The sequence below is a fragment of the Rhodocaloribacter litoris genome (genome assembly GCF_011682235.2).
Classification (GTDB): Bacteria; Bacteroidota; Rhodothermia; order Rhodothermales; family ISCAR-4553; genus Rhodocaloribacter; species Rhodocaloribacter litoris.
Genome location: NZ_CP076718.1, coordinates 1,785,322 through 1,804,264 on the forward strand (window position 1 = coordinate 1,785,322; position 18,943 = coordinate 1,804,264).

The window sequence follows — 18,943 nt, forward strand, 5'->3', positions numbered from 1 at the left end:
CACCGGGTTTCCCGGCGAAGCGGGCAAAAAAAAGCGCGGGGTGACCCCGGCCAGGCCGGCATCACCCCGCGCATGCATGCTGCGTGACGGGTTACAGCGTCACCGAGGCCGTGAACATCTGCACGCCGTCGAAGAAGTCGGTCGAGCGGTAGGCGTAGTCGACCACGAGCGTGGTGCCGCCCAGGTCCAGGTTCAGGCCGGCACCGAAGTTGGTGCCGCTGTAGAACGTCAGGTCCTGGTCGCTTTCCTGCATCGAGTAGCCGCCCCGCACGAACAGGATGTTACGGAAGCCCAGTTCGAGGCCACCGGCAAACTGGTCCTGATCGAACGAGTTGGAGCGGAAGTTACCGAAGACGTTGACCACGGCCCCGGCGCCGACCTCCCGGGTGTAGCTGATGCCGAAGTTGAGCATCGACGGGAGTTCGAAGTCGGCACCGTCGAGCCGCAGGGCGTTCGGCGTCGCATTGGGGCGCTGGTCCGGCAGGCGGACGAGCTTCACCATGCCGGTGCCGCCGTAGCTCATCTGGGGCCCGATGTTTTTCAGGCTCACGCCCAGGCGCAGGCCGCTTTCACCGACGGTGTAGTTCATCCCGGCGTCGAAGGCGATGCCGGTGGCCTGCGTATCGTCGATCGACTCGTTGATCACCTTGAACGTGACCCCGGCCGCCATGCGGTCGGTGAACTGGCGGGCGTAGGAGAGGGCCGCCGTGATGAACGAGGCCGAGAAGGTCAGCGAGCTGATCTCCGGGCTCGTTTCGGTCGTCAGCGGGATGTCCCCGAAGTCCCAGGCCGTGAAGGTGATCGCCAGGTTGTTGTTGCCGAAGCGCTGGGCCACGCCGAAGTAGTTGACGCCGATATCGGCCACATACTCGATGCGGCTGAAGATGGCGTTCGTCCCCGGGTTGAGGGCCAGGCCGGCGGGGTTCGAGTAGAGGGCTTCGAGGCCCGAGGCGTTGGCCATGCCGGCGGTCATGGCATTGCCCAGGGCCGCCGTGCGGGCGGTCGGCGGCACCAGCAGGTGGTCGGCGCCGGCCGTACCCCGCCGTTTCTTGTCACCGGCCTGGGCCTCGGGGGCCAGCAGGCCCACCAGGAAGGCCGCCAGCAGGCCGTAGACGAGCAGTCGCGTTCTATTCGCTTTCATCGTAAACCTCACAGTTGCATTCGGTGGTACGTGCATGCATCGGGCCTGTCAGAGCAGGTCGAGCTGGATCCGCTTCTTCACGACGGCGAACTTGAGCACCTTTTCCCCGACGCCCGGCACCTCCACGTGGATGAGGTAGATGCCGCTGGCGATCGGCAGGGCTTCGTCCGTCTGCAGATCCCAGTTGACGAACGTCGTCTCGGGACTGCGTTTTTCGATCGTCTTGATCAGCGTACCGCTGAGGGTGAAGATGCGGATCGTGGCACGGCCCGGCAGGTTGGTGATGCGTACCACGTCGTTGAGGTTACTGACCTCGTAGGTCGAGGCGCCTTTGTAGGGGTTCGGCACGATGGTGATCGCCTCGAGGGCGTTTTCCAGCACCGAGGCCACCCCGCGCTGCGCACCGAAGCCTTCGGTGCTGAAGGTGAAGACGTCGCCCGGGAGGTTCGGCTTGGTCGTCAGGAAACGCACCACCGTGCCGGCCCCCAGGTCACCCGGATGACGCACGTTCGGGTCCCCCGTGGCATCGTCGAAGATGATGCGCTGGATCGGACGACCCAGCCCGAAGGCAATCAGATCCTCGATGGCACCGCCCGTCGCGTCGAAGGCGTTCGGGCAGCCGTTCGGGTCGGCATCGACGAGCGGCTTGACCACCGCTTCGAAGTCCTCATACGTCGTCGTCGGGTAGTACGCATAGACGCGGTCCGTAGCGCCGTTGGTACCCGAGGCGAAGAAGGGACTGGGCAGCTCACCGTAGGCGAACTCGCACTCGCCTGCGTTGTCCGAGAAGAGGTTCGGGATCATCCGCACGTCGTCGCTCGGATCGTTCTCCCCGAAGGCCCCGACCGGACCGATGTCCCACACCTCGAACGGCACCCAGATGGCATTGCCGGTGGTGAAGGGATGGTAGGCATAGGAGCCCGTCTCGGTGAAGCGGATCTCGAAGTCGTTCGGCGCATAGTTGCCGATCACGGCTTCCGGCCCGGCGCCCTGGTGGTACATGACGTACTGGCCGGTGCCGTTGAAGGAGGGGTAGAGCCAGTTGCCGCCGACCTCGGCACAGCCGAACGTGGAGACGGCACCCGGGCCGCAGGGGTCGAACCCGCCGGGGCCGACGATCTCGATGAAGGCCCACTCTTCGGCGCCCGGCTCGATGTCCAGCGGGCCGGGTTCAGGTCCCTGCACGTTGAACGAAAGCCCGTCGGCCGTGAAGACCGCCCGGCGCTGGGGCGCCGCCTTGCCCGTCCGGGTGATGGCTCCGTTCGGGCCGGTACCGCCGTCGAAGATCTTGTCCGATCCGCGGTAGATGTCGTAGGTGGTCACCGTCGCGGCCACTTTGGCGGCCGGCAACGGGCGCTGCTGCGCGAGCGGGCCGTTGGCCTCTTCCGGCAGGTCCTCGACCTGCACCGTCCGCGTCTTGGCGGGCAGTTCGGCGGAGTAGAACTCGACGCGGTACGTGGCATCGACGACGGCCGCCGGGTCGATCACGTCGGCCGAGACGATGCCGCCGCCTTTTCCGGCGGTGCGTTCGGCCGAGAAGTCCGGCTCGGCGGCACTGGCCACGGCGGCGAGGGCTGCATCGGCCAGCACGGTGCCGCCGTCCCGGGCATCGACGCGCGAGGGAACGACCGTCACGGTCGTCATCGGGCTCGGGAAGATCTTGTTGACATCGGTCTCCGGGTCATAGGCGAAGGCCTGCACCCCGAAGTAGTATTCGGTGTAGTTGGTCAGGTTGTCCACCTTGAGCGAATGCTGGATGCCGGTGTCGTTGAGGCCCGGCGCGCCGAAGAACGTCAGCCCGTTCGGCAGGGACTCCAGCGTGTGCTGTTCCACGACGCCGTTCTGGACGTCGAAGATGGCGATCTGCCGGGCGTCGCTCAGCTTGAACTCGGCCGTCGGGAACTGGTAGACGCGATACCCCTCGAACGTGTAGGTGCTGCCGAGCGGGTTCTCCGCCTGATAGCTTTCGAGGTAGTTGTTGTCAGTCGGCAGGTTGGTCCACTTCAGGATGACCGAACCGTCGAGCTGCGTCACCGAAACGCGCGGGGCATTCGGCGGCGAGGGCAGCTGGAAGTTCGCGTCGAAGGCGGCCTGGGCCAGGGCGTCGGCGTCGCGCATCTTGGCGACGGAGTCCAGGTTGTCGGCACCGAAGCCGGTCACGATGCCATAGACGATCTCCTGCACGTCGCCGGGGTTCATCGTGAAGGGCCCGGTGGACATGAGGAAGCGGCGGTCGCTCGGCGGGTTGGGAGTGCCGTTGCCGTCGATGTTGAACTCGCTCCAGTAGGCCTTCGTGACCGGGTCGCCCGGGTACATGAAGTTGGCCGTCTGGGCGCAGTTGTTCGGGTTGAAGCCGTTGCCCCCGAAGCACATGCGCGAGCCATCCTGCCAGATCCCCCGGAGGTAATTATACCAGTCGGAGGTCAGGTCACGGGGGTTGCCGAACTCGGATGAGTCATTGTTATAGTAGAGGAAGCGCGTCATTTTCAGACGCGTTTTGTTCTCGTGGACGGTGCCGTCCGGGTCGGTCCACGTCTGCCCCGGCGCATCGACGAGCGGCCCCTGGAAGAAGTCGTAGCCGGTCGCGGGCGGGGCTTCGCCGTAGCCGTCGGAGCCTTCGTCGTCGTTGTCGGCGTTGTAGACGAAGCCCAGGCCGAGCGTGGTGTCGCTGCCGACGTAGTCGTCGGTGGCGTTGCCGAGGTCGGGGTCGGACCAGATGCCGAACCAGGTGTCGGTCATCGGGGCCTTGCCCTTGTAGATGAGCTTGTACTTGTAGAAGGTGGTGTTGCCCAGGTCACCGGCCAGGTTGAAGGCGAAGGCCGAGACCTGCACTTCCAGGCCCATGGCGGGCGTTCCGGTGGTGCCGTGCGTGTTGCCGACGTCGTTCATGACCCACCAGGCCATCTGGTCGCCCAGGATGTCCGGGCGGTCCCCGTCGGCGACGTTGTAGACACCGTCGCCGTTGGCGTCGATGAAGGGGGCGCCCAGGTCGGCCGGCCACTCGGCGATGTCGGCCGTGGGCGGAACGCCTTCATCGAGGGCCTGGATCTCCGCCCGGCTGACCTTCCAGATGCGGTCGTAGCGGGAGCAGTTGCCGTCGCCGGGCAGCTCGCCGTCTTCGGTGAGCGGGCCGGGCCAGAACTCCCAGCGGGCGTAGTCGGCCGCCGCAGCGCGGAGCTGCCCGTTGACGAGGCCGCCGATCCAGATGCCCGAGGCGAAGATGGCGTTGGGGGTGATGGGCTGCCCTTCCGGGGCTTTGGGGATGTTGTAGACGTTACCGGCGCCTTTCCAGAAAAGGCCTCCCATGTTGAAAAGGCGTGCCCGGACGTTGTTGATGTCCAGGTCGGTGGTGGCACTCCCGAGCTCACAGCTGCCCGTGGTCTGGGCGGCTGCCGGGGTGCTCCAGACGAGCCCGAGCACGACGAGCAGGAGTAACGGTTTATAGGTTCGCATTCGCGCTACCTCCAAGTCGATAATTCCTTTGTGGCGTCAACGGGATCCGGTGCGGCACGGCAGGCCGGGCGGGCAGGCCGTGGGAAGAGGGTCTCCCGGCGGCCTGCCGCACCGCAACCGGCGGACACGGGTTCGCAGTTCAGCCTAGAAGTTCAGACGGAATCCGAGGCGGGTCTGGCGCGGGATCCCGTAGTTGAACGGATCACGCAGGCGGAACTGGTAATACATCCGTCCGGACGAGCCCGGCGGGAATTCGGCCAGGCCGTCGTCGGTCTCCAGGTATCCGTCGTTGTCGGGGTCCCCCGTGGCCGGCCAGACGTCCAGCACGTTGTCCTGGTCGAGCAGGTTTTCGATCCACAGGAATGCAGTGAGGGTCGTCCGGTCGTTGAGCCTGAACTGGCGGTCGAGGCGCAGGTTGATCAGCGTCGTCGTGGGGAGGTTCTCGCCGTTGATTTCGCCCTTGAGCCCGGTCAGGCGCACGGGTGCGTGCCGCGGGTAGGGTGCGAGCAGGCGGGAGTAGGGCTGGCCGCTCTTGAGCGAGCCGATGATGTTGACGCCGAAGTTCTCGAGCAGCTTGCTGCCGAAGATCGTCGGTCCTTCCCCTGCGCCGAGCCGGTAGTCCAGCGTCACGTGGGCGGTGTGCCGGCGGTCGAAGTCCAGCGGGCTGAGGAAGTTGGGGACGATCGGGTTGGCCTCGCGCAGCCAGAAGATGTTCGACGTCGTGGTCGCATCGGAGCCGGTACCGCGGGCCACCGAGAACGTGTAGGAGACGTTGAGCGCCACCCCGCCGGTGCGACGCAGGTCGAACTCGAACTCGGCCCCCTTGACCGTCCCGAAGTCCACGTTCTGGAACGTGCTGTAGTTGTTCGGGAAGACGTTCTTGAGGGCACGGAGCTGGATCAGGTCTTTGATCTGCCGGAAGAAGCCGGAGATCTGGATGGCCGCGCGCGCGCCCAGGCGCTGCCGGAAGCCCAGCTCATACTCGATCGTCTTCTGCGGCTTCAGGTTCGGATTGCCGATGCTGCCGCTGGAAGCCAGCCGGCTCTGGAACATGTCCAGCGTGGCGATCTGCCGCGTCGTCGGCCGCTGCGTCAGCACGTCGTAGTGGGCGAAGAACAGGGCCTGGTCCGTCACCGGGAACGTGACGCCGATGCGCGGCTGGAAGTTGACCTGCGGGTCGTAGTCCGTGAAGACCTCCTCGTAGAGCTGGTTCCGCTCGAAGCCGTCGCGGAGCTGCGGCGTTCCGCGCGTGACGACTTCCGTCGCTCCGACGACCTGCCCGTTCCGGTTGTAGAAGGTGCCGTTCAGGTCACGGTAGCCGACGACGCGATCGGGCGAGGAGCAGTCCCCGTTGGTGCAGTAGACGGCAAAGTCGCCGCCGATGTTTTCGGGCGCACCGCCGACGTCGGCCACCCGCCTGATCGGCACCAGGGCGTACGGATCGCGCAGGACGCGCTGGTTGTTGTCGAAGACGTCCACGCGGACGCCGACCTGCAGCACGATGTCGCGGAATTCGACCTTGTCCGAGATATAGCCCGCGTAGTAGATCGGCTCGTAGGGGGCAATGTTGAAGGCCGAGTTGCCGACGGCGTTCTGATCGCCGGTGGTGTAGGCCCGCAGGTCCTCGCTGTCGACCTCCTGGAGGCCGCGATAGTCGTACCCGTAATAGGTAATCCCACCGATCTCGTCAAGCACGGAGAACTGGAAGTCATCCCAGCGGGAGACCGCCTTTTCCACATCGCCTTCGATGTCGCCGTCGTCGTAGAAGCGGGCCAGCGACTGGGCGCCCGAGAAGTTGAAGACCGGCACCTCATAGTAACGCTGCGTCCGCTTTTCATACTCGCCGCCGAACTCGATCTGGTGGATGCCCAGCTGCGTGGTCACGTTGGCCGAGAAGCGGAGCTGCTCGCTCCGGCCCTTGCTGAAGCCCGAGCCCACGGCGCCCGGCTGTGCGAACTGCGACGCCACACCCGAAAGCCCCGGGAAGGTCCCGTCTTCGAACTGCTGCACGAAAACGGCCGTGTCGGGCGTGCCGTCCCCGTCGGTATCCTCGAGGCGATCGAACTGGCGGTAGCGGGCGGCGACGGCGTTGTTCGGGTGATCGATGTCGCCGTAGAAGAGCACGTCGCGGATGTCGTCGCTGAAGCCGTTCTGCCAGTTGGCGAACTTGTAGTTGGTGTAGTCTACCTGCAACTGGTAGAACGTGGCCGCCGAGAGGTAGTGCGTCCAGTTCAGGTACACCCGGCTCGTCTGCTGCGATCCCTGGCCGCTGTTGTGCGGGCTGAAGATCGAGCGCTGCAGGCTGTAGCTCTCATAATCCCGGTCGACGTACTGCCCCCCCAGGCGAATACGCACCGACCTGCTCGGGCTGAAGCTGACGTTGCCGTTGAGGTTCAGGTTCTTGTTCTCGGCGTTGCGCCGGGCGTTACGGAACTCGAAGTCGTCCTCCGTAAAGAAACGCGTCACCGAGACCGGGTCATAGTTGAGCACCGATTCGCCCTCACCCAGGCCAAGCTGCGCATTCAGGTCGGCGAGGCTCACCCGGGCCTCCCCGTTCTGGCCCAGCTCGAAGGCCGACACCGGCACGGCCCGCACGTTCCCACTGGCATCCTGAATCTGGATGGCCTCGGGCACGTTCTGGATCGCCTCCAGGCGGTCATCCGGCAACTGCGGCGTCGGGATGGCACGCGGGTTGGCGTCATACTCCGACTGGTACTCCGCCGACAGGAAGAAGCTGACCTTCTCCCCGGCGACCGGGCCTCCGATCGCGACCGAGCCGAGGTTGTACTCGTAGTCGTCGAAGAACTGCGACGTGATGCCCTCGGCCGAGCCGAAGAAACGGCTCGCACCGCCCTTGGTCGACACCGAGATCACGCCGCCCATGGCGTCGCCGTATTTGGCCGGCAGCCCGCCGATGAGCATCTCCTGTTCGGCAATGGCCTGCTGGGCAACCCCCAGGTTCCCGACAACCTTCACGCCGTCGACGTAGTAGACGACCTCTTCATCACGCCCGCCGCGGATGTTGAGGGTGGAGGAGCCTTCGTTGGACACCACGCCGGCCTGCAGCGAGGCCACGGTGGCCACACCACGCACGGGCAGGTTCTGGAGCTCCTCCCCCGTCACCACGCGCGGCGCACCGAGGGCGTCCTTCTGGATGAGCGGGCGCTCGTACTCGACGACGATCTCGTCGAGTTCCACACCCGGCCGGAGCGCAAAGTTGAGCTCGCGCGTATAGCCGGCGTTGACCTCCACACCGGTCTGGGTGACGGTCTGATAGCCGACGAACGAAACCTGCACGTCGTACTCACCCACCGGCACGCCGAGCAGCAGGTACTGGCCGTCGACGTCCGTAATGGTCCCGAACTGCGTGCCCACCAGCACGACGCTGGCTCCCGGCAGCGGGTCACCGGTTTCGGCATCGGTGACGACACCGGTCAACTTACCGGTATTCTGCGCCAGGGCGAGCATCGGCGTAATGAGCACCAGCAGCACAAGCGTGCCCCATTTACGTAACATAATGCTACCTCCTCTGGTGATGTGTGGCTTCGAACGGGAACTGCCCGTAGGCCGACCGGACACAACCCGTCCACGGGTATGTTAAGCGTATAACACTTAACCGGGTATTACCTGGCGTAAAGCACACCCGGCTGCGCCACCCTCAACATACGGGGGCCGCACCCGGAACACCTCCCTACGGCCCGACCAGACACACGCGCCACCGGGCCGCGCACTGACCCGGAAAACCGGCGCGCTCTGGCAAACAGCGTCTTACGAAAGGTGCGGGGGGATGGAAAAGCCGTAGCGAAGGTTCGGATCGTGTGCCTTACGGTCGGTTCATGGGTTCTTCGTTTCGGTGTGGCAATATATTGGGGTGCACAACTTTTGTCAAGGGAATGCTGCGTCCCCTGTGGGCAGGGACGTCGTTTTGCACATCCCGTGCAGGCCCGCTCAGACATAGATCAGGTGCACGTCTTCGACCCCCTCGAGCGCGGCGATGCGGCGCAGCACCTCCGGCGGCACCGCCTCGTCCACGCTGATGGCCGTCAGGGCCATGGCCCCCTTGCCCGTACGCCCGAGCGCCAGCGCCCCGATGTTGATCCCGGCCTCGGCCAGCGCCCCCCCGACGGAGGCCAGCATGCCGGGCCGGTCCACGTTCCGGTAGAACAGAAGCCAGCCCTCGGCCCGCACCTCGAACCAGAACGCATCGACCCGGACCAGACGGGGGTCGTCGGCCCCGAAGATGGCACCGGCCACCTCCCGGCGGGTCCGGTCCGTCTCCACGGCCACCTCGATCAGGTTCGTGAAGCTGTCCCGTCCTGAACGCACCTCGGCCACCACGTCCAGCCCCAGCTCCCCGGCCAGCACCGGGGCGTTGATCAGGTTGACCGGACCGCTCTGCGAGCAGCTCAGCAGGCCCTTGAGCACCGCAATCTTAAGCACTTCGGCATAACGCTGCGGCACGTCCCCGTGGCACCGGACGACGACGCGGTTCAGGTGTGCTGCGGCCAGTTGCCCGGCGATCAACCCCAGCTTCTCGGCCAGGCGCAGGTAGGGCTGCACCTCCTGGTGAGCCGCCATGCGGATCGCCATGGCGTTGACCGCCGACGTGACCGGCTCCCCCCGGAGCGCCCGGATCACCTGCTCGGTGACCTGCCGCGCCACCTTCTGCTGGGCCTCCTCCGTCGAGGCTGCGATGTGCGGCGTGGCCACCACACGCGGATGCGCGATCAGGCCGGCCAGCGCCGGGGGAGGCGGCTCCTGCGAGTATACGTCGAGCGCCGCCCCGGCCACCTGCCCGTCTTCGAGCGCCGCCAGCAGCGCCGCCTCGTCGACGATGCCGCCCCGGGCACAGTTGACGATGTACACCCCGCGCTTGCACCGCGCCAGCGCCCCCGCATCCAGCATCCCCCGCGTGGCCTCGTTGAGCGGCGTGTGGAACGTGATGAAGTCGCTCTTCTCAAAAATTTCGTCGAGCGATACGAGCGTGATGCCCAGCCGCCCGGCCACCTCGGGGGCCAGCACGGGATCATAGCCGAGCACCGTCATGCCGAAGCCCTGCATGCGCTCCGCCACGGCCCGTCCGATCTTGCCCACGCCGACGATGCCCAGGGTCTTCTCGTAGAGCTCGGAGCCCTGAAACGACTTCCGGTCCCATTTCCCTTCCCGCAGCGAGGCATTCGCCTGCGGGATGCGGCGTGCCAGCGCCAGCAGCATCGCCACCGTATGCTCGGCCGTGGAGATGGTGTTGCCGTCGGGCGCGTTGATGACCAGAATGCCGCGCCGGGTGGCGGCCTCCACATCGATGTTGTCCACACCGACGCCGGCCCGGCCGATGACTTTCAGGTTCTCGGCGGCCTCGATCAGGTCGGCGCCGATCCGCGTGCCGCTGCGGATGATCCAGCCGTCGGCGCGGGCCGCGTGCCGCCGCAGCACCTCGGGCGGCTGCTTGAGCTGCACGTCGGCCTCCATCCCGGCCTCCCGCAACATCTCCATGCAGACCGGATCGACGGCATCGGTGATCAAAATGGTGTGCGACATGGCTTCCCCGCCCCTGATAAACCCTGATAAACAACGTGCCGGTGAATGGGCTAAACTAAATTGAACACCGCCTCCGTGCGCCCCCGCATTGTGATGAAACGTAGAAAGGCGCGTGACGAAATGGTAAAGGCACCCGGCACACGCCGCCGGGCGAAGGCGGGTTTCAGCCTGCAGGGAAGCCGGGGGCGGATCGTACCCCGCCCGTACCTTCCTCGAACCTCCCCCCTGCGTGCCGCGTTAGACGCCCCGCTCCGGCCCGCCAAGAAGCACCCCCGAACATGGCCCGTCAGTTCAACGTCCCGGCTTTCTACCGCAGCCCGGTCATCGGGCGGGTGAAAGAGGCCCGCCGCGTGACCGACCCGCGCAAGCGCGACCTGTCCCCCTCGGTGCTGGACTTCGGGCCGGTGCGCTTCAAGCTCGCCCGTCACTTCGGCTTCTGCTACGGCGTCGAGAACGCCATCGAGATCGCCTACCGCGCCCTCGACGAGAACCCCGGCCGCCGCCTGTTTCTGCTCTCCGAGATGATCCACAACCCGCACGTCAACGACGACCTGCGGCGGCGCGGCATCCGGTTCCTCCGCACCACCCGGGGCGAACAGCTCATCCCCTTCGACACCCTCACCCCGGAGGACGTCGTCATCATCCCCGCCTTCGGGGCCTCGCTCGAAGTGGAAGCCGAGCTCGCCCGCCGGGGCGTCGACACGGTGCGCTACAACACCACCTGCCCGTTCGTCGAGAAAGTGTGGAAACGCAGCGAGCAGATCGGGCAGAAGGGCTTCACGGTGGTGGTCCACGGCAAGCGGTACCACGAGGAAACCCGGGCCACGTTCTCCCATGCGAAAGAGGCGGCCCCCGTGGTCGTCGTGCGCGACCTCGGCGAGGCCGAAGACCTGGCCCGCGTCATCCGGGGCGAGGCCGGCCGCGCCTTCTTCTTCGAACGCTTCGCCGACCGGCACTCCGACGGCTTCGATCCGGACCGCGACCTCCGCCGCATCGGCGTCGTCAACCAGACGACCATGCTCGCCACCGAGACGCAGGCCATCGCCGACCTGCTCCGCCGGGCCATGATCGACCGCTACGGCGAGGCCGACCTCCACGAACACTTCGCCGACACGCGGGACACGCTCTGCTACGCGACGAACGAGAACCAGGACGCCACGAAAGCCCTCCTGGCCGACGGCGGCGACCTGGCCCTCATCGTCGGCGGCTACAACTCCTCGAACACGAGCCACCTGGTGGAACTGGCCGCCGCCACCATGCCCGCCTACTTCATCAGCGGAGCCGGAGAGATCGAGGGGCCGAACGTGATCCACCACTTCGACCTGCACACGCACGCACGGCGCACCACCACCGGCTGGCTCCCCGCTCGCCGCCCCCTCGACCTCGTCCTGACGGCCGGCGCCTCCTGCCCCGACGCCCTCCTCGACGAAGTCCTCCACCGGGTGCTGGACTTCTTCCCCGGCGCCCGCACCGTGGAGGAAGCCCTGGCTCCCTTCGAACGCCCCTCGACCGAACCGGCATGAGCTGGTACCGGGAATGGTTCGACCGCGACGAGTACGAACTCGTCTACCGGCAGCGGGACGACCGCGAGGCCGAGCGTGTGGTCGACCTGATCGAGCGCATCGTCCGGCCCACGCCGGGCGCCGCCATCCTCGACGTCGGCTGCGGGCGCGGGCGGCATGCCCGCAGCCTGGCCCGCCGGGGCTACCGCGTCACCGGCATCGACCTCTCCGAACGCGCCCTCGAACAGGCCCGCCGCCGCGCCGCCGAAGAAGGCCTGCCGGTCACCTTCGAACGGGGCGACATGCGCCTTCCCGCCTGCGACCGCTGCTTCGACGGCGTCGTCAACCTGTTCACCGCCTTCGGCTACTTCGACGACGACGCCGACCACGCCCGCGCCCTCGGCGCCATGGCCACGGCCCTGCGCCCCGGCGGCTGGCTCGTCCAGGACTTCCTCAACGCCTCCTTCGTGCGGCGTCACCTCATCCCCGAAGACGTGCGGCACGAGAACGGCCTGCTCATCCGGCAGCGCCGCTGGATCGACGACGGGCGCATCAACAAACAGATCGAACTGCACCAGAACGGCTGCACCCTCACCTTCTGCGAGTCCGTCCGCCTGCTCACCCTGGACGACTTCCGGCGCCTCTACGACGAGGCCGGCCTCGACCTGCTCGACACCTTCGGCGACTACGACGGCAGCCCCCATCACGAGGACGCCCCCCGGCTGATCCTCTACGCCCGGAAACGTTCCGCCCCGGACGACGGTGTAACGACCACCCCCTGAACGGCACCGGGACTTCGTGTGGACCTCCGCAATCCGACAGGCGAAAACCGAAAGGGCGCCCGCCCCGGACCCCGCGAGCACGCCCTCCGTGCGTGCCCGCCACGGCCGGGGTATGCTTCGTCGAATTTCGGGCCCCGCCTCCGGTGGTGCCTGGTAGTGGCTTTCCTGCCCCTGCTGGCCGGGTGCGACGTGTTCTCGCCCCGCACCCCCGAGCCACCCCTCGAGGGGGGCGGCACGTACGAGCAACCCGACACGCCCGAGCAGGTCGTGGCCAACCTGCAGGCCGCCGTGGCCGAGCTCAACACGCTCAACTACCGCCGCTCGCTGGCCGAGGACCTGACCTTCAAACCGACGGCCACGGCCGAGGCACGGGACCCCATCTGGACGGGCTGGAGCCGGGCAGAGGAAGAACGGTACTTCAGCACGCTGGCCGCGGCCGCCCAACCGGGCGGCGGCCATCGCCTCGACCTCAACGACCGCACCCTCACCCTGGTCGACGAGAACCGCTACCTGCTCGACGCCACCTATGTGCTCAGCGTCAACCACCGCCGCACCGACGCCCCGACGACCGTGCAGGGGCGCCTCCAGTGGGTGCTCACCCGCGACGGCGACGGACTCTGGCACCTCCGCGAGTGGACCGACCAGGAACTCGGCAACAACCCTTCCTGGAGCGACCTGAAAGCCGCCTTCGTCCAATGACCCGCCCGGCATGAACGCCCCCCCTGCCCCGGTCCTGACGTATGCGCTCGCCCTGCTGACGGCGGCGGGCCTGGCGGCCTGCAACCCTTTTGCACCGGCCCTCGAAGAAGGCGATCCCTTCGGCGACCTGCTCGGCGACCCCACCACCGTCGAAGGCTTCTTCACCAACTTCCGCAACGCCTACGAGCTGCGCGACCTCTCCCTCTACGAACCCTTGCTCGACTCCGCCTTTACCTTCCTCTGGCACGACTTCGACGCCCAGGTCGACCGCGAATGGGGTTTCGCACAGGACCTCGAAATCACCCGCCGCCTCTTCCAGAACGCCAGCCTCATCCGCCTCCAGTGGAACCAGATCCTCTCGCAGGACGAACTCCTGCCGGGCCGGCAACTCCGCGTCATCCGCTCTTTCAACCTGACCATCACCCTCGAAACCGGCGACGTCTTCCGCGGCGACGGGAACGTCAACTTCCTGCTCGTCCGCCCGGACACCACCGCCGCCTGGAAGCTCCGCCGCTGGCGCGACGAAAGCGAGTTTTGATTTTTACCCTCCACCGCCCTAACCTCCGCTGGCCACGCGCCCCATGTGTTCCTTTGCCAACAAAGGGGCTGGATAGCAGCAACCCGCAATCTGTCCTCCCCAACGCCGTCCCGGCACACGGACCCGCACGGATGCAAGGCGGATCAGCACGGATCTTTTAACCGGACCAGCGAGCCGCTAAAGATTCAGGGTACACGCCAGACAACGTGCAACGTGTAACATGAAACGTATAACCTGAAATGGAAAAAGCCCTTGCCTACGCCGGCACCCACTTCGACGACTTCGTCGCGCAACTCCAGGACCTGTTGCGGATCCCCTCGATCAGCACCGACCCGGACTACCGGGACGAGGTGCGCCGGGCTGCCGGCTGGCTTGCCGACCATCTCGAGACGATCGGGATGGCCCACACCGAGGTCCTCGACACGGCGGGGCATCCGGTCGTCTACGCCGAACACGTCGTGGACCCGGCCCGCCCGACGGTGCTCGTCTACGGCCACTACGACGTGCAACCGCCCGACCCGCTGGCGCTGTGGACCTCCCCCCCCTTCGAGCCGGTCATCCGCGACGGGGTGATCTACGCCCGCGGCGCCTGCGACGACAAGGGGCAGCTCTTCATGCACCTGAAGGCCGCCGAGGCCTACCTGGCCACCGGCGAGGGCCCGCCGGTCAACCTCAAGTTCCTGCTCGAAGGGGAGGAGGAAAGCGGCTCGGAGCACCTGCCCGGCTTCATCGAAGCACACCACGAGCGGCTCGCCGCCGACATCGTGCTCATCTCCGACACCGACCTCTTCGGCCCCGGCATCCCTTCGATCACGTACGGGCTGCGGGGGCTGGCCTACCTCGAAGTGACGCTCACCGGCCCGAACCGGGACCTCCACTCGGGCATGTACGGCGGGGCCGTCGAGAACCCCATCAACGCCCTCTGCCGCCTCATCGCCGGGCTGCACGACGCCGACCACCGCGTCACGATCCCCGGCTTCTACGACAACGTGGTGCCGCTGACCGAGGAGGAGCGCGCCACCTTCCGCGCTCTCCCGTTCGATGAGCAGGCGTGGGCCAAGGAAGTGGGCCTGCCGGCAACGAAGACGGAGAAGGGCTACAGCGTCCTCGAAGCCATCTCGGCCCGGCCCACACTCGATGTCAACGGCATCTGGGGCGGCTATACGGGCAAAGGGGCCAAGACGGTGCTGCCGGCGCAGGCCCACGCCAAGATCTCCATGCGCCTCGTCCCGGACCAGCGGCCCGAGGAGATCGCCGAGAAAGCCCGGGCGTACTTCGAGGCGAACTGCCCGCCCACCATGAAGCTGTCGTTCCGCTACCTGCACGGGGGCCCCGGGGTGCTCGTCGACACGCACAGCCCGGCCATGCAGGCGGCGGCCCGCGCCCTGAAGGAGGTCTTCGGCCGTGACCCCTTCTTCATCCGCAGCGGCGGTTCCATCCCCGTCGTCTCCGTGTTCAAAAAACGCCTGGGCCTGGACAGCGTGCTGATGGGCTTCGGGCTGACCTCGGACGCCATCCACTCCCCCAACGAGCACTTCGGCCTCGACCGGTTCCGCCAGGGGATCGAATCCATCATCCGCTTTCAGACCCACTACGCCCGCACGCGCTGAGCGCCCCGAAGGGCGAAACCAGTCCCGGCGGCCCGGACGTAAATGAGCCGCCGTGAAAAAACGACCGCGCGTTTGACAATGCACGGACCGGCTTCATAAAATCGCGACAGTGACCGGCCCGGGTGGCGGAATCGGTAGACGCGTCGGACTCAAAATCCGATGCCCGTTGAGGGCGTGTGGGTTCGAGTCCCACCCCGGGTACTTCCTGCGACGCCGCCTTCTCGCGTGAGGGCGGCGTCGTGGTTTTTTCAGGGGTGTTTTATGGCGATAGTCAATGATGTGGAGAATTCTGACAACACCCACCTGCCTTGTGCATTGGTAGCACTCTGCATCATTGTGGGGGTAGGTGAAAGGCTCATTTCTTGGACAATCTACTCGATCCTGCCGCACATTATTGCCTCGGCTACTTGTCACGGATATATTGCGCCCCTGCAGCATCACACCTCGAAGACGGAGCCGGCGCACAGGCATGCCTGCCGGCTCCTCCGGACGTATCTAACCTCATCGTATTCCCTTGGAAACCACCCAACTGAACTGGATCGCCAACTTCATCTGGGGCATCGCCGATGACGTGCTGCGCGACCTGTATGTGCGCGGGAAATACCGGGACGTGATCCTGCCCATGACCGTCCTGCGCCGCCTCGATGCGGTGCTCGAGCCGACCAAGCAGGCCGTGCTCGACATGAAGGCCCGCCTCGACGCTGCCGGCATCACCAACCAGGACGCCGCCCTCCGCCAGGCCGCCGGGCAGGCGTTCTACAACACCTCCGCCTTCACGCTGCGCGACCTGCGCGCCCGGGCGAGCCGCCAGCAGCTCCGCCAGGACTTCGAGGCCTACCTGGACGGGTTCTCGCCGAATGTGCAGGAAATCCTGGACAACTTCGAGTTCCGTAACCAGATCCCGAAGCTCAGCAAGGCCGACGCCCTCGGCACGCTCATTGAGAAGTTCCTCTCACCGGACATCAACCTGAGCCCCTACCCGGTGCGGAACGCGGACGGCTCGATCCGCCAGCCGGGCCTCGACAACCACGCGATGGGCACCATCTTCGAAGAGCTGGTGCGCCGGTTCAACGAGGAGAACAACGAGGAGGCGGGCGAGCACTGGACGCCGCGCGACGCGGTCAAGCTGATGGCGCGGCTGCTGTTCCTGCCCATCGCCGAAGAGATCGAGTCGGGCACCTACCTGCTCTACGACGGCGCCTGCGGCACGGGCGGCATGCTCACCGTGGCCGAGGAGACGCTGCGGGACCTGTCCCGGCAGCACGGCAAGGACGTGGTCACGCACCTCTACGGCCAGGAGATCAACGCCGAGACGTATGCCATCTGCAAGGCCGACCTGCTGCTCAAGGGCGAGGGCGAGGAGGCCGACCACATCGTCGGCGGGCCGGCGTTCTCGACGCTCGCCAACGATGCCTTCCCCGCCCACGAGTTCGACTTCATGCTCTCCAACCCGCCCTACGGCAAGAGCTGGAAGAGCGACCTCGAACGCCTGGGCGGCAAGAAAGGCATCAAAGACCCCCGCTTCGTCGTCCGGCATCGGGGCGAGGAACTGCCGCTGTTGCCGCGCACCAGCGACGGCCAGATGCTCTTCCTCGTGAACATGCTCTCGAAGATGAAGCACGGCACGACGCTGGGCAGCCGCATCGCCGAGGTGCACAACGGCAGCGCCCTCTTCACGGGCGACGCCGGGCAGGGCGAGAGCAACATCCGCCGCTGGATCCTGGAGAACGACTGGCTGGAGGCCATCATCGCCCTGCCGCTGAACATGTTCTACAACACCGGCATCGCCACGTACATCTGGGTGCTGACCAACCGCAAGCCCGCGCACCGCCGGGGCAAGGTTCAGCTCATCGACGCCTCGCCATGGTACCGGCCCCTGCGCAAGAACCTGGGCAAGAAGAACTGCGAGCTTTCGGAGGAAGACATCCAGCGCATCTGCGAAACGTTTCTCGCTTTCGAGGAGACGGAGCAGAGCAAGATCTTCCCCAATGCGGCCTTCGGCTACTGGAAGGTGACCGTCGAGCGCCCGCTGCGGCTCAGCGGCATCGACCCCGAGCGGGCGTACAAGGCCGCCGAGATCCGACGGCTCAAGGAGACGCACGAACGTTCGGAGGAGGCCCCGCCCGTCATCCGCAAGATCCACCGCAAAGGCGTGGCCCCCAACCCGCTGCGCGGCCTGTTCGAGACGACGATCAAGGGGCGGCCCGCCGTGGTCGAATACGAGCCGGACACCGACCTGCGCGACACCGAGCAGGTGCCCTTCCTCGAATGCCCGGCCTGCCACACGCCGGGCTATGTGCCGACCGACGACGACGCCCGCCGGTCCATCGACGCCTTCCTGCAGCGCGAGGTGTTCCCGTATGCGCCCGACGCCTGGTACGATCCCGGCAAGGTCAAGATCGGCTACGAGATCAGCTTCACCCGCTATTTCTATAAGCCCCAGCCCCTGCGCCCCCTCGACGAGATCCGTGCCGACATCCTGGCCATGGAACGGGAGACGGAAGGGCTGCTGGCGGAGATCCTCGGCGGCGGGCTGGGGTAACGCCATGCCTGCCAGCCGGCCACCCCGGCGCCGGAGTGCGCTGTATTCGTGTGTGCCCTGAACAAGGGCTTCACCACCGGCGTATGTGCAAGGCAGCGCGAAGCAGCGCAAGGCGACCGCACCTGGTATGGAGCATGGAAAGCTAATTCATGGCACGAGCCGATCTGATATTGAATCTCATTCGAGCCGCCACTCGTGGCGATCAGGCACTAGTGCAAAAGACCGCCGAGGCGCTGGCTGCCGACGAAAGGGCGAAGAACCACACCATCTTCGCCGAGCGAATCCTTGCGCAACTCAAACACGAAACGAATGGAAAGCCCAGGCCCGTAACTTCACTTCCGGCCCTCCATCGTTCGGGGCCTCTCTGGGCCGAATTGACACCGAAGCGCAGGTTGTCGGATCTCATTCTGCCCGGACACGTCGAGGCATCGGTGCGCGAACTCGTTGAAGAACAACACCGCGCAGATCTCTTACGCTCTCATGGTCTGGAACCACGGCACCGTGTGCTCTTTGCCGGTCCGCCCGGCAATGGGAAAACGTCTCTGGCTGAGGCCATCGCCGATGCGCTGTGCGTACCCTTCCTCGTGGTGCGCTACGAGGCACTCATCGGGAGTTATCTCGGCGAAACCGCTCAGCGTGTCGGACAGGTGTTCGAACATGCGCGCTCGCGGCAGTGCGTTCTGTTCTTCGACGAGTTCGACGTCGTGGGTAAGGAACGCGGTGATGTGCACGAGACCGGTGAAATCAAGCGTGTGGTCAGCTCGTTGCTGCTTCAGGTAGATGCGCTACCAAGCTACGTCGTCGTCATTGCCGCGAGCAATCATCCGGAACTGCTCGACCGCGCCGTGTGGCGGCGGTTTCAGCTTCGCCTCGAACTGCCCATGCCACGACAGGGACAGATCGAGGCGTGGTTCCGTCGCTTCAAAGCGCAAACGGGGCACGATCTGGGCCTCTCTCCACGCAGTCTGGCCCAGAGCCTGAAAGGACTCAGCTTTGCCGAAGTCGAGGAATTCGGACTGGACGTCTTAAGGCGCATCGTACTGGCCGGGCCGGCCGCCGATCCGCAAGCCATCACAAAAGCCTGTCTGGACCACTGGAAAAAAAGATTCTCCCCCGCCGTTCATGAATAAAAAGTAAC

At 66.1% G+C, this 18,943-nt stretch carries 11 protein-coding genes and 1 tRNA gene; 8 read left to right on the plus strand and 4 right to left on the minus strand.

Annotated features, from left to right (window positions below; all coding sequences use genetic code 11):
- Positions 1–91 precede the first annotated feature (91 nt).
- From GQ464_RS07370 to serA, 4 genes are all read right to left on the minus strand, one after another.
- Positions 92–1,141, minus strand: coding sequence for a PorV/PorQ family protein (locus GQ464_RS07370; protein WP_166978512.1), 1,050 nt, complete (start codon positions 1,139–1,141; stop codon positions 92–94).
- A gap of 48 nt (positions 1,142–1,189) precedes the next feature.
- Positions 1,190–4,594 (minus strand): T9SS type A sorting domain-containing protein, encoded by a 3,405-nt coding sequence (locus GQ464_RS07375; protein WP_166978514.1) that lies wholly within the window; start codon positions 4,592–4,594, stop codon positions 1,190–1,192.
- A 144-nt stretch (positions 4,595–4,738) separates the two neighbouring features.
- Positions 4,739–8,110, minus strand: coding sequence for a TonB-dependent receptor (locus tag GQ464_RS07380; protein WP_166978516.1), 3,372 nt, complete (start codon positions 8,108–8,110; stop codon positions 4,739–4,741).
- 432 nt (positions 8,111–8,542) lie between these two features.
- Positions 8,543–10,132: a phosphoglycerate dehydrogenase gene (gene serA / locus GQ464_RS07385; protein ID WP_166978518.1), complete on the minus strand. Its 1,590-nt coding sequence runs from the start codon at positions 10,130–10,132 to the stop codon at positions 8,543–8,545.
- Positions 10,133–10,410: 278 nt separating this feature from the next.
- Between serA and GQ464_RS07390 the strand changes: the two genes are divergently transcribed.
- The 8 genes from GQ464_RS07390 (at position 10,411) to GQ464_RS07425 (ending at position 18,935) form a co-directional block, all read left to right on the plus strand.
- The gene (locus GQ464_RS07390) at positions 10,411–11,655 is read left to right on the plus strand and encodes a 4-hydroxy-3-methylbut-2-enyl diphosphate reductase (RefSeq protein ID WP_166978520.1); all 1,245 of its coding nucleotides are present in this window, start codon (positions 10,411–10,413) and stop codon (positions 11,653–11,655) included.
- The gene (locus GQ464_RS07395; protein ID WP_166978522.1) at positions 11,652–12,416 is read left to right on the plus strand and encodes a class I SAM-dependent methyltransferase; all 765 of its coding nucleotides are present in this window, start codon (positions 11,652–11,654) and stop codon (positions 12,414–12,416) included. The genes GQ464_RS07390 and GQ464_RS07395 overlap by 4 nt, the downstream gene beginning before the upstream one ends.
- 156 nt (positions 12,417–12,572) lie before the next feature.
- Positions 12,573–13,115, plus strand: a complete 543-nt coding sequence (locus GQ464_RS07400; RefSeq protein WP_228350698.1) for a hypothetical protein — start codon at positions 12,573–12,575, stop codon at positions 13,113–13,115.
- Between the two features lie 10 nt (positions 13,116–13,125).
- The gene (locus GQ464_RS07405; RefSeq protein ID WP_228350699.1) at positions 13,126–13,653 is read left to right on the plus strand and encodes a hypothetical protein; all 528 of its coding nucleotides are present in this window, start codon (positions 13,126–13,128) and stop codon (positions 13,651–13,653) included.
- A 239-nt stretch (positions 13,654–13,892) separates the two neighbouring features.
- The gene (locus GQ464_RS07410) at positions 13,893–15,263 is read left to right on the plus strand and encodes a dipeptidase (RefSeq protein WP_166978524.1); all 1,371 of its coding nucleotides are present in this window, start codon (positions 13,893–13,895) and stop codon (positions 15,261–15,263) included.
- Positions 15,264–15,379: 116 nt separating this feature from the next.
- Positions 15,380–15,464 (plus strand) — tRNA-Leu (locus GQ464_RS07415).
- A gap of 313 nt (positions 15,465–15,777) precedes the next feature.
- Entirely contained in the window at positions 15,778–17,805 is a 2,028-nt protein-coding gene (locus GQ464_RS07420) for a type I restriction-modification system subunit M (RefSeq protein ID WP_166978526.1), read from the plus strand.
- Between the two features lie 149 nt (positions 17,806–17,954).
- Positions 17,955–18,935, plus strand: coding sequence for an AAA family ATPase (locus GQ464_RS07425; protein ID WP_166978529.1), 981 nt, complete (start codon positions 17,955–17,957; stop codon positions 18,933–18,935).
- Positions 18,936–18,943: the final 8 nt, after the last annotated feature.